Source organism: bacterium (genome assembly GCA_016703265.1).
Classification (GTDB): Bacteria; Krumholzibacteriota; Krumholzibacteriia; order LZORAL124-64-63; family LZORAL124-64-63; genus CAINDZ01.
Genome location: JADJCK010000005.1, coordinates 99734 through 111970, shown reverse-complemented (window position 1 = coordinate 111970; position 12237 = coordinate 99734). Strand labels below are relative to the sequence as shown.

Here is a 12237-nt window from a genome sequence, read left to right as displayed (position 1 = left end):
ATCCCTTACATCGATATCGCGCTCCGTGGCCTCCGCACTCCCGGACCGGTACAAAGTCCGCAGCACCAGCCGCGCCGCCATCGACTCCCGCAGGATCCGCTCGACGCTGCTGCGCTCCATGGTCCCCCACCAGGTCCCACATGGCCCGCACGAAATCCGACCTCGCCGATCCGGGCCTCGATCGTGTCCCGGTGCACCAGCCCCAATCCCGAGGTGGTCGGAGACTGGGCCCGCGAGGCCTGAGTGTATCGGACCGCGGGGACAATCACAATGGCGCCGGAGTCAGCCGGCGTCCGTTCGCGTCTTCAATCAAGGCGCCGCAGCGCCAGTCGCCCTACTGGCGGACGAGTCGCAGGTGACCTGCTCCCGCGCCTCATGCACATACTCATGACACCGAGAACAAGACGTCACCAGATTCTCCACCCCGTTCCCCCCCCCTGAGGCCGGGCCGTGCGGATGCGCAATCCCCCAGCCAACAGCGTCACCCCCTCACTTCGCCAACACCATCTTCCTCTCCACCGCCCACCCCTCCCCCTGCAACCGGTACAAATACACCCCGCTGGGCGCGGCCACGCCGTCCCACTCAACGCTGTGCATCCCGGCCGCCATCTCCCCCTCCGCCAACGTCGCCACCAACCGCCCCTGCATATCGTACACCGCGCACCGCACATGGCCGGCGCGCTCGAGTTCCCAGGCGATCGTCGTGGTCGGGTTGAAGGGGTTGGGGTGGTTCTGCTCCAGCCGCGCCGGTGCGATCGGCAGGGCCGCCACGCCGGCCGGTGCGCCCGGCGGGGTGTGCTTGAACGAGACCTCCAGCGGCAGCAGGCCGTCGTCGCCCGTGTTCACCACGGCGATGGGCTCTTTCACGGTGTCGTTGTAGAAGGAGTAGTAGATGGTGGTGGTGGCGCCCAGGCCCTGGGCGCCGGCCGCCATCGCTTCGGTCGTCAGGTCGAGCCAGCCCAGGGGGTTGATCTTGCAGTACAGGAGGGCTTCGCGGTACTGGGAGCGCTTTTCGCGCAGCACCTCGTAGGTGCCGCCCGGGATGGTCAGGGTGCCGAAGGCATCCACCGAGGCCGTGACGGACCAGTAGATGTAGTAGCGGAGGGAGTCTGCCATACTGAAGGGTTGGACGGCCGCCAGGACGGGCGAGAGCGCTTGCTGGTCGAAGAGTTCAACGAGATTTGCCGTGTATTGGTGGATATCGAAGAAATTCAGCGGCGCGCGGCGCAGGTTGAGCTGCGGGTACAGGCTGAAAAGCGTGTTGCCGACCAGGTCGAAGTTGTGCCCGTACACGGCCTGCAGCCTGAATTCGCCGCCGGTGACGTCGTAGTACTCGTCGTGGGACCCGGAGCCGTGCCAGATGATCGTCGCCGGCGGCATGTTCAGCGTCGTGGTGGCCACCAGCTCGGCTCCCGGCACCGCGCCGGTGGCGCGGTAGATGGTGCTCTGCGTCGCGTCGACCTGCAGCCCGCTGAAGTCCCAGTTCACGCCGAAGCCCGGCGGCCCCAGCACCACCGTGCCGTCGGCCGGCGCGTAGTCGACGGCCATCCGCAGCGTGTCGCCGGCCACGGGAAAGACGGCGTTGGTGACCGTGATCTGGGCCGAAGCCGTGGATCCCAGCGTGATCGCGGCGACGGCGAACAGGGCCGCGGCCCCTCGTGAGACGAAATTCATGGCGTCCACCGTTCCGGTTGGCGGTCAATCCCTACAGCATTTGTCTGATTTTGCACCGGATCGCGGGGGCAATTCAACAACCAATGCACCTCCAGGAACCGCGTGGCCCGGCATCCCGGCGTCGCCACCCGTTGTCTGGATCCCGGTTTGCCGGCGACCGCAGGCGACAAGTCCGGTAATTGGGCGGAATTGGGCCGTTGCGGGGACGCGCGCGACTTCGCCGATTTGGCTGCCTGCTTCTGAGGGCGTTACCCGCTCCCGGGTGAGGCGGACTTGCGCCGGCGCAACTGGCTTGAAATGGGCAAGTGGATTGACATGCGCACCCCGCGGCGCTAGTCTTACCAGTAAGACGGCAACCGCGGGAGGCGAGGATCTTGAAACTATCCACCACCAGAATGTCCTCGAAAGGCCAAGTGGTCATTCCAGAGGAAATCCGAAACCAGCTCGGCCTTGAACCTGGCACCCAGTTCGTGGTCGTGGGCGACCGCGACGTTGTCATTCTGAAGGCGCTGGCTGCGCCGGCTCTCAGCGATTTTGATGGCCTCATTGGCGAGGCTCGCCGCCAGGCCAAGCGAGCTGGAATGACAAAGACCGACGTTCGGAAGGCGGTCAAAGCCATCAAGGGCAAGGATTGAGAACGGTACTCGACACGAACGTATTGGTGTCGGGAGTGTTCTTCGGTGGGCCGCCGTATGAAATCTTGAGTGCTTGGCGGCATGGGCGGATTTCGCTCGTCTTGTCGGCTGAAATTCTCGACGAGTATCAGCGAGTCGGACATCGGCTCGCAGCAGAGTTCCCGGGCGTGGATATTGGACCAATGCTGGCGCTGCTCGCGATACATGCGGAATGCGTGTTCGCTCCTCCACTGGTCGAGGCCGTGTGCGACGACCCCACGGACGACAAGTTCATTGCCTGCGCTTTGGCATCGGGCTGCAGGATCATCGTGAGTGGCGACCGCCATTTGCACAAGGTCAGCGGCTATGGGGGAGTCGACGTCGTCAGGCCTGGTGATTTCGTGGCGCAGTACTTGTCGAATTAGGAACAGCCAGGACATTCCCGTCGATCATCGTCTTCAGTTGGATCGCCGCGACTTCACGCCCCCTGGGCGACGCCAGCCGCCCTGATGGCCCACCGATGGCCGACGACTTGCGCCGGCGCAACTGCACTGACGTCCCAACTCCCCCCGTGGGACGACCGGCCGGGCGTCGGGGCGGCGAAGGATGCGAGGTGGAGGGTTCTTGTTAACAAAGAGGTATCTTGTTGAAAATATTGCGCTTGTCATCGACTCACACTCCCGGCACTTTACGTCCGATAGCAATTATTGACAATATTTGACATCACATCTAAGATGCCTTCAGGACTTGGCAATCGCTGGAGGTACGGGGATGAACGTGTCAGTCGGCAAGGAATTCGAGGAATTCGCCAAGCGTAAGGTCGCCAGCGGCGACTATGCGTCGGTCAGTGAAGTCGTGCGAGACGGCCTGCGCCTTCTCAGGGAAAAAGACCTGATCCTCGAGGCCCGCCTGCAGGCGCTGCGCGGGGACATCCAGAAGGGAATCGACCAGGCCGACGCCGGCCAGTTGCTGGACGGGCCGCAGGTCATGGCCGAGCTGCGGGAGTTGATCAAGAGACGAAAGCCGTAGCATGCCGCGCTATTTCCTCGTGCCTGAGGCGCGCAAGGACCTGACGGAAATACTGCAATACATTGCCGGCGACAGCGTCGATGCCGCGCTGCGCGTCCACGACCGCTTCCTCGAGATCTTCGAACTCCTTGCGGCGAATCCTGACGCCGGGCACTTCCGGGACGACCTGACCTCACGCCCCGTGCGGTTCTTCCCTGTCTATTCCTACCTGGTGGTCTACTCCGCCAATGCGCGCCCCATCGAAATTGTCCGCGTACTCGGCGGCGCCCAGGACGTTGGGGCGATACTGCAATAGCAGCGGGGCACCCCGGAAGAGCGCCGGCAACATGGGTACTGCGCGCCTGTTGGCCACTTGCGCCGGCGCAACTGCGCTGACGTCTCAACACCCTCCCCGTGGGGCCATCGCGTGGCACGGTCGTCCTGGTACCGCAGCCGCCGCGCCTTCTCGACCTCCATGTACTTGGCCTCGACATACCGTCAGAGGTAGTCACAAAACTGAAGGCACCCCCAATGCGTCGCCTTGGCGCGGTTCCATCGAAAACGCCGCGGCCTCGCCCCTCTCATGCACAAACCCATGACACCGACTGCACAACGTCACCAGGTTCGCCTCGCCGTTGCCCCCTCCTTTGCTCCGCGGCACCACATGATGCACCTCCAGGAACCGCGTGGCCCGGCGCCCCGGCGTCGCGCACCGGTGTCGATCACGTGCCAGCACAGCCGCGCGCGTCCGCGGCGGGATCACCGAGTGGTTCTTCTCCCCCCTGACGATCGCGTCGCACGTCACCGCCTCGACTTGCGCCGGCGCAAGTGCCAGATCGCCGCGGGCGGTGGCGACCGTCGCGGCTTTGCAGTCGGGGCACTGCTGCACCACCACGTGCACGCCGGGGCGCCCGGCTGCGGCGCTGTCGCCGGCATCGTCCGCCGGGCCATCCACCAACGCCGCCAACGCCTCCAGCACCAGGTCCAGCCGCGTCGCGCCGGCCGGGCCGCGCCGCTGTTTGCGGGCCTTCTCCAGCAGCGCTTCGAGGCGGGCCACCTGCAGGACATCGCCGCGCAGGGTGAACGAGGCCTCGATCGGCATGGACGCGGCAGGCGGCACTTCGAGGGCCACCGCGCGTCGCGCGTCGAGCCGCGCCACATCGCGCGCGGCCTGGACTTCGCGGGCGAGTTCGCGGCGACCGGTCGTGGCGGCCTTGGCCACCCAGGCGTGCTGCGTCTCGGGCGTGGCGACACGCGCCACCTGCTGGGCCTTGGTCCAGCCGAGCTCGCCGCTCGCCACGGCCTCGCGCAACACGGGCAATCGCTCGAGGTCGTCGGCCAGGCGCTTGAACTGCCAGTAGCGGTTCTGCGTGAAGCCCAGCGACTGCGTGGCGTAGAGCTCGAGTGTGGCGTGGCCGAATTCCCGATACAGGTTCCGGCGCTGCACTTCGGCGAACCACAGTACGGCGCATTCCTGGGCGCGATCGCAGGCTGTCAGGGCTTCGCGCAGGGCGGCATCGACCCGAGTTGCGGGCTGGTCCGGGGTAAAGGCGGGTAGGACGATGGTGTGGTGCATCGCGGGCGCCTTTCGCTTTTGGGTGTTCGGGAGGAGGGTGGGAATATACTTCGGAAAATCGCTAAACGCAAGTGGTAAAATAAGTTACGCGCGATAACATGTTTATCATGGTGGCGGCTGGGACGCCAATGTCTTGACTCCACATCGTCAGAATGGTCTACTGGGGCGCGCCATCCCCAACACCATTTCCCGACCCCGGGATAGATGCCATGCAAGCCATCCGGCGATTCCGCTCCGTGCTCGTGCCGTTCGCTGCGGCCGCGGCCCTGATGACAGCCCCCACCGCCACTCCCGCTGCCATCTACCAGATCCGCGCCGTCATCTCAGAGTCCGCCACCCAATGGCACACCTTCGGCCTGCACCCCGAAGCGCTGTCCGGCCTCGATGCCTTCGACCTCCCATCGCCGCCGCCGCCGCCCAACCAGGGCTTCGACGCGTGGCTGGTCATGCCCGACTCGCCCGCGGGCCTGCCCAACCGTTGGCTCGGCGATTATCGGCCCCTGCAGGGCGGCTCCATCGAGACGATCGATGTGTGGGAGTTCGTCGTGGCCTCGTCCAACCTGGGGACGACGTGCCGCATCGAGATCCAGCCCGTCGGGATGCCGACGTACGGCGACGATCTCTACCTGATCCCGCCCTTCGGCAACTCCCTGGACATGTCGATGGGCGGCGCGTACGAGTTTCCCCTCGCCACGTTCCCGGTTTCGCTCTGGCTCGAGATGCGCTCCGGCAGCCCGGTGCCGGTGGAGATGACGGGTTGGGGTTCGGTCAAGGCCCTGTTCCGGCGCTAGGCGCCGCCACGTCCACGGTGCCGGCTGCGGCGGCGCCCCGCAGGTAAGGAGACCACGATGAAGCGCTTCGCCGGACGTCCCGCCCTTTGCTGCCTGGGCCTCGTGCTCGCCATGGTGACGGCGGCGCCGGCGCGGGCCCAGCTGTCGTGCAGCGAGCCTGACCAGTTCGCGCTGGTCTTCGACAACGGCTACATCAACCACACGCCCACGGTGGGCGAGCCGTTCGGCATGCACGCGGTCCTCATCAACCCGACGGGGCAGCCCATCGACGCGTTCGAGTTCCGGCTCAACCTGCCGCCGCTTGCCAGCCAGCTCTTTGTGCTGCAGGCGATCCTGCCGCCCAACGCGCTCAATATCGGCACCTCCGACGCCACGTACCGCGAGTTCGTCGTCGGCCTTTCGGTGCCGCGGCCCGCCGTCAATGACCGCATCGAACTGGTGACGTTCGAGCTCATGTGCCTGACCTCGACGCCCAACCAGGACTTCTTCGTGCAGGAGACCTGGGCACCCGCGATCGACGGCCGGATTGCCTACAACGTGACCCAGGATGGCTCCTCGTTCCTGCACGCGATGACACCGGTGTCGGGCGATTTCGCACAGCCGCTGGCGCGGTTGTTCCCCACCACGCAGCTGAACTACTGCGACGGCGGTCCCGAGTTGCCCGAGTTCCGCATCGACGTGTCGGCGGCGGCCGGCGGCGTGCAGGATCCCCTGGCCCGCGCCGGCAGCTCCGGCTCGGCCACCGACGAGTTCGACCTGGCGTGGGAACGTCCCGAGCCCGCCCTGCCCCCCGGCAACTATGTCTGCGCCAGTTACTGGCACCCCGACTGGCCGCTCGGGCCGCGCTTCGACAACGACATCCGCGCCCCGTTCGACCCCGCGGTCGGGACGGAGTACTGGCCGCTGGTGGTCGAGACCGATCGCAACGACCTGGTCACCGTCACCTTCGCGCCGAACTTCACGGCCGACGATGGCATTCGCCTGGACCTGTATGACTCCGACCGCCGCGTGTATGTACCCCTGTTTCCGCACCTGACCTACACCTACCGCAACCATGGGCTGCCCACGGCGCGGCGACTCTCATTGCGCGTCGGCGATAACGACATCCCCCCCATCTACCCGACCGCGCGCTCGATCATACCCGGCTGGTCGCTGGTCAGCCTGCCGCTCGTGCCGCCCGCCGGCTCGGGCACCGTGGGCACCGCCCTGCTGGGCAACGCGCCCGGCTATGCCTTCGCCTACACCCACGACCCGGCCACCGGCTACGTGCCCGCCCTGGCCAACCAGCCCGTCGTCATGGGCCAGGGCTACTGGGTGGGCACCACCAGCGCCTACCAGATGGTCGCCCAGGGAACCATGCAGATCGACGGCGCCGTCCTCGCCACGACCCCGGGCTGGAACCTGATCGGTTATCCGTGCTGGATAGCGGGCCGGGACGACGGCATCGTCGTCGTGCACGACGGTGATCCCATGGGCTGGACGGCAGCCGTGCAGGCCGGCCTGGTCTCGCCCGACCTGCAGGGCTATTCCGCGTACACCGGCCAGTATGTCGACATCACCACGCTCTACCCGTACCAGGCCTACTGGGTCAACGTGCTGGCCCCGGACGTCAAACTGATCATCTACTGGCGCAGCATGCTCTACGCGGCCGCCATGGCCCCGGCCACCGACAAGGCCGACCCGGCGCTCGACAGCACGGACGATGCCTGGCGCACCGACTTCACCCTGACCGACGCCGCCGGCAGCGAGCGCATCGTCACCCTCGGCGTCGACCCCGCCGGCACCGCCGGCTTCGACCCGCAGCTCGACCGCCCGCAGCCTCCGGCGGCGCCCGTCCCGGGCCCCGAATTCTGCCTGCTGCACCCCGACTGGCACCTGGCCGCCGGCGCCCGCTTCACGCGCGACATCGTCGGCCCGACCAGCCCCCTGTCCTGGTCGCTGACCCTCGCCAGCCCCGCCGCCGGCCCGGCCACCCTGCGCTGGGACACGACGCCCTGGCCGGCCGATCTCGACCTCGAGCTCTACCTGCCGGCCGAGAACCGCGTCCTGCTGCGCTCGCTGCGCGCCGCTTCCAGCGCGGACATCACCCTCGACAGCAGCGGCCCGCTCACCGTGGTCGTGCGCACCCCCGACTCTGCTTCCGGCGTCGGCGACCTGCCCTCGTCGGCTGATGGCCACCTGTCGGTCTCGCCGAACCCGTTCAACCCGCGGGCGACGCTCTCGTTCACCCTTTCACGGGCTGCCACCGCCGAGGTACGGATCTACTCGCTGCGCGGCGAGCTGGTGCGCGTGGTGGGTGGCGGCTCGTCGCTCGGCGCGGGGCCGCAGCGCCTGGAGTGGGACGGCACTGACAGCCACGGGCGCTCGGTGCCGAGCGGCTCGTACTTCGGGCGGCTGCATGTGGATGGCGCCATTTCGGGTGAGACGGTGCGGATGAGCCTGGTGCGCTGAGCGCGTTGTCGCAGTGGCGGCTCTGTTGTGAGTGTTCTTTTTTCGCGGATGGTTGACCTGTCAACCATCACCCATGAAAAAGGCCCGCAGAAACCGGTTCTGCGGGCCTTTTCACGATGTCGCCATCACCCGAATGGTTGACAGGTCAACGTTTCGGCGGCGTGCGCATGCAAACAGAGAGCGCCCGCACGAAATCCGACCCCACCCAGCCATGCGGCATGTCCCCGATGAACCGCGCAGCATGAGGATCGCTCCCCACCACCTCGCCCCAGACCTTCCAGCCCGGCACGGCCCGCTGCGAGAGGAACCAGTCCACCATCTCCCAGGCCCGGTCGTTCCAGCCCAGCGAAGCCACCGCGCCGATGCAGCGCACTTCGTAGGGCGTGAACGCGTCCCAGGGGGCGCCGCCGCGGCGGTCGGCGAAGAACGTCCAGTACTTCTCGAAGGTCGCCTCGAGGGCGCCGGGCGGCAGCAGGTCGGCCGCTTCGCAGGGATCCAGCGCGATGGTCGTCGAGGTGGCGTCGAAGTCGCCCAGGTCGGCGCAGCCCGGCACGTACGAGACGCCGTGCACCTTCATCGACGCGGCGATCGAGGCCGCGAAGTCGGTCGCGAAGCGGTCGCGCACGGCGGCCAGGCGCGCTGCCTCGCCAGCAGGAACATCCAGGCCCGCAGCGGCGGCCTCGCCGGCCAGCCAGGCGGCATCCTTCAGGCCGCGCAGGCAGAAGAAATCGTCCCAGTACGAATGCATCGGCTTGGCCGAGTAGCCCTCGTGGCTGATCGACGGCGGCAAGATGCCGTAGAAATGGCGCATTTCCGGCGTCATGTACTCGGGTGTGCGCCGCGTGTCCAGCAGCGAGTCGAGGTAGGCCACGCCGTGCTGCACGCGCGGCCACATCGCGGCCAGCAGTTCGCGGTCGTGCGTATGGCGCCACACCTGGGCCACCAGGTAGATGAACTCGCCGGTCGAGTCGTGCTCGGGCACGGGGTCGGGCCCGCGCTGGTCGACCACGCAGGGGATCTTCCCGTTCTCGTACTGGTGCGGCGCGAACCACTCCAGGAACTCGCGCGCCTCCGGCACCAGGCCCATGCGCAGCAGTGCTTCGCCGGTCAGCGCGCCGTCGCGGATCCAGCTGCGGGCGTAGCTGCGCGTGCCCGGCTGGATGGCCGGCCCGGCGCGATTGACCAGGATCCAGCCCACCTGCGCCTTGGCGGTGGCGATCGCTTCCTCGGCCAGGGCCTTGCGTTCGTTCGACAGGCCCTTCGGCATCTTCAGGGGCAGCTTGTCCAGCTTGCGATGCCAGGCCTTGGTGATGTCCTTCAGTTCCTTGTTCACGTCCAGCTTCGCGGGCGCCGGCGCGTTGTGCAGCGGCAGCGCCACCGCGATGTCGCGCGACTTGCCCGAGTCCACCACCACGTCCCACCAGGCGGCGCCCGAGGCGGCGTCCATCGGGTCGCCCACCGCCTGCGTCGGCGGCATGCGGCCCTGCTCCAGCCAGTCGGCCACGATGTCGCCGCCGAAGAAGGCACTCGCGCCCCAGCCGTCGGGCGTGGTCAGCAGCTGCACGGCGGGCCGGCCGTCCACGAGCAGCACATCGCCTTCGCGCTCCAGCTGCCGCACCTTCGCCGTGCCGCCGCGGATGTTCAGGAACTGCACCGGCGGATTCACCTGCATGGGCCGCAGCGCCAGGTACAGGCGCAGCGTGTCGGGTCGGTCGCCCAGGTTCTGCACGCGGTAGCGCGCCAGGATGTACGACGCCTCGGCCGGCCCCGCGCCCGCCGCGGTCAGCGTCACCTGCCAGTTGGCGCCGCTCTCGTTGCGATGGTTCCAGGTCACCCGCGGGATGGGCAGGAACCCGCCCTCCAGCGTCTGCGTGGCCTTCACGTCGTTCCACGTCACCAGCTTGCCGTCGCTCCAGAGGAACGGCTCCACCGAGAACATGCCCGGGCCGGCTTCCAGCGCCCCGTCGGTGCCGATGAGCCCTTCACGCGTGTCGAAGTCCCGGCCCACCACGGTCCACGCCGTGGGCTCGCCCAGGAAGCCGCGCGGGTACAGGCCGCGCCGCGCCTCCTGCGCCAGGTTCGACATGAACGCTTCCTTCGTCTGCGACCACGCCAGCGGCTGCACCTTCAGCTCGCTGATCGCCGGCGGCAGTTCGCCCGGCACCAGCGCGACGAGCCGCAGCCGTGTCGCCTCCGACTCGGGCATGTAGAGCTGGTCGCGACCGCCGTTGCTGCCGGGCACGTGCAGAGCGGGGCGCCAGTGGCCGTCGCCGCTGTCCAGTTCGACCAGGTACTCGCGCGGGCACGCACCGGACAACCAGTCGACGGTCAGGCCGCCGAACTCCTGCTCGCCGCCGAAGTCGAGCGTGAACGTGGTCGCCGTCTCCTCGTGGCCCGCCAGCCACCACGTGTTCGCGTCGCCGTCCAATGCAAGATCGGGCGACTTGTCGTCCACCTGCGAGCTGGCCTCGGCCACGGGCATGGGCACCGGCCCGCTGCTGACCGGCAATGCCACCAGCCGCAGGTCGTCGAGCCACACACTGCCGGCGCCGCCGCTGCCGGCCGTCACCGCGATCTCGATCGTCTTGATGCGCCGCAGCGGCTTGTCGCCGCCGTCGGGCCCCCAGGCGAAGCTCACCTGGCGCTTCTTCGTGCGCAGGTCGGTCCATTCGGCGGGGAACTGCATGTCGCGGCGCACGTGCCAGTACACGTTCTGGCCCGTCTCGTCGATCAGCTTCAGTTCCAGGTGCTGCGGCCCGCTCTGGCCGCGCAGGCGGTAGGTGATCGCGTAGTTCTCGGTCAGGGGCAGGTCCACATCGCGCCGCGCAATGGCCCAGCCGCCGCCGCTGAACGCGAAGTCCATGCGCAGCGCACCCTCGTCGGCCACCAGGTCCAGCTTCACGCCGTCGGCGGGCGCCGGCGTCCAGGCGGCGATCGAGCTGAAGTCGTCGATCAGCGCATTTCCCTGGTCGGCGTCCCAGATGGCAGGGGCCTGCGGCGTGGGGGCCTGTGGCGTGGGCTCCTCTGTTGCGAGAGTTCGTTTCTGGCCGATGGTTGACGTATCAACCATTTCTGCCGCCAGAACGCCCACGAACGGGGTCGCTGAGGCGACCAAGTTGGTTGATACGTCAACCGGCTCGGAAAAAACACCCGCAATAACCGCCTCTGCCGCACCGATGGCCAACCAGCCCGGGCACACCAGGACGACCAGCCACCGTCGCAGAAACGCCGCGACGCCTGCCTTCCGGATCCGCTTGAAGCTCATCCCTTGACTCCCCCGCTCATGATCCCGTGCACATAGGTCCGCTGGAACACCAGGAACACCGCCAGCGCCGGCATGATGGTGACCACGCTGCCGGCCATCATCAGCTCGGTGTCCTGCACATGCTCGCCCACCAGGTTGGCCAGCGCCACCGGCAGCGTGTACATGTCGCTGTCGGCCAGGATGATCAGCGGCCACATGAAGTCGTTCCAGGCGCTCAGGAAGGTGAACGCCGCCAGCGTCACCAGGATGGGCTTGATCACCGGCAGCGCCACCAGCCGGAACACGGCCCACTCGTTGGCGCCTTCCACGCGCGCGGCATCCAGGAGGTCATCGGGCACGCTCAGCGCGTACTGGCGGATCATGAAGATGCCGAAGATGCTCGCCAGGTACGGCACCAGCACGCCCGCGTACGTGTTGACCAGGCCCAGCTGGCGCAGCAGCAGGAACAACGGCAGCATGCCCACCTGCGCCGGCACCACCAGCGCCCCGGCCAGCGACTTGAACAGCCGCTCACGCCCCGGGAACGGCAGCTTCGCGAACGCATAGCCGGCCAGGGAATTGACCAGCACGCTGAGCACCGTGGCCAGCAGTGTCACGATGGCGCTGTTGATGAAGTGCTTCAGCAGGTCGAGCCGCGTGAACATGGTCACGTAGTTCTGCAGCGTGGGATGCTGCGGCAGCAGCCGCGGCGGCAGCGAATTCGCCTCGCCTGCGGTCATGAAGCTGGCCGCCACCATCCAGCCCAGCGGCACCAGCGTGGCCAGGGCGCCCACGATCAGGATCGCATGCAGCAGCACGTGACCCGCCAACCGGCGTCGCGCCTGCCCCTGCCCCGACCTTGCTGCCGTTGCCATCGCC

Annotated in this window: 10 protein-coding genes; 6 read left to right on the top strand and 4 right to left on the bottom strand. The window is 67.7% G+C overall.

Annotated features, from left to right (window positions below):
• Window positions 1-489: 489 nt before the first annotated feature.
• A complete protein-coding gene (locus IPG61_10240; protein ID MBK6734453.1) occupies window positions 490-1674 on the bottom strand; it encodes a T9SS type A sorting domain-containing protein in 1185 nt (394 codons plus the stop codon).
• A gap of 374 nt (window positions 1675-2048) precedes the next feature.
• Between IPG61_10240 and IPG61_10235 the strand changes: the two genes are divergently transcribed.
• From IPG61_10235 to IPG61_10220, 4 genes are all read left to right on the top strand, one after another.
• Window positions 2049-2309, top strand: coding sequence for an AbrB/MazE/SpoVT family DNA-binding domain-containing protein (locus tag IPG61_10235; GenBank protein ID MBK6734452.1), 261 nt, complete (start codon window positions 2049-2051; stop codon window positions 2307-2309).
• Window positions 2306-2713 carry a putative toxin-antitoxin system toxin component, PIN family gene (locus IPG61_10230; GenBank protein ID MBK6734451.1) on the top strand — a complete coding sequence of 136 codons (408 nt, stop codon included), beginning with the start codon at window positions 2306-2308 and terminating at the stop codon, window positions 2711-2713. The genes IPG61_10235 and IPG61_10230 overlap by 4 nt, the downstream gene beginning before the upstream one ends.
• A gap of 346 nt (window positions 2714-3059) precedes the next feature.
• Entirely contained in the window at window positions 3060-3317 is a 258-nt protein-coding gene (locus IPG61_10225) for a type II toxin-antitoxin system ParD family antitoxin (GenBank protein ID MBK6734450.1), read from the top strand.
• 1 nt (window position 3318) lies between these two features.
• A complete protein-coding gene (locus IPG61_10220; GenBank protein ID MBK6734449.1) occupies window positions 3319-3612 on the top strand; it encodes a type II toxin-antitoxin system RelE/ParE family toxin in 294 nt (97 codons plus the stop codon).
• A 192-nt stretch (window positions 3613-3804) separates the two neighbouring features.
• On the opposite strand, the gene IPG61_10215 is transcribed toward IPG61_10220, so the two are convergent.
• Window positions 3805-4872, bottom strand: a complete 1068-nt coding sequence (locus tag IPG61_10215; GenBank protein ID MBK6734448.1) for an HNH endonuclease — start codon at window positions 4870-4872, stop codon at window positions 3805-3807.
• Between the two features lie 209 nt (window positions 4873-5081).
• On the opposite strand from IPG61_10215, the gene IPG61_10210 reads away from it, so the two are divergent.
• Both IPG61_10210 and IPG61_10205 read left to right on the top strand, forming a co-directional pair.
• Window positions 5082-5663 carry a hypothetical protein gene (locus IPG61_10210; GenBank protein MBK6734447.1) on the top strand — a complete coding sequence of 194 codons (582 nt, stop codon included), beginning with the start codon at window positions 5082-5084 and terminating at the stop codon, window positions 5661-5663.
• A 57-nt stretch (window positions 5664-5720) separates the two neighbouring features.
• Entirely contained in the window at window positions 5721-8114 is a 2394-nt protein-coding gene (locus IPG61_10205) for a hypothetical protein (protein MBK6734446.1), read from the top strand.
• 145 nt (window positions 8115-8259) lie between these two features.
• Here IPG61_10205 and IPG61_10200 read toward each other — a convergent pair whose 3' ends face one another.
• Window positions 8260-11184 (bottom strand): discoidin domain-containing protein, encoded by a 2925-nt coding sequence (locus IPG61_10200; GenBank protein ID MBK6734445.1) that lies wholly within the window; start codon window positions 11182-11184, stop codon window positions 8260-8262.
• Window positions 11185-11375: 191 nt separating this feature from the next.
• Window positions 11376-12233 carry a carbohydrate ABC transporter permease gene (locus IPG61_10195; GenBank protein ID MBK6734444.1) on the bottom strand — a complete coding sequence of 286 codons (858 nt, stop codon included), beginning with the start codon at window positions 12231-12233 and terminating at the stop codon, window positions 11376-11378.
• Between the last annotated feature and the right edge of the window lie 4 nt (window positions 12234-12237).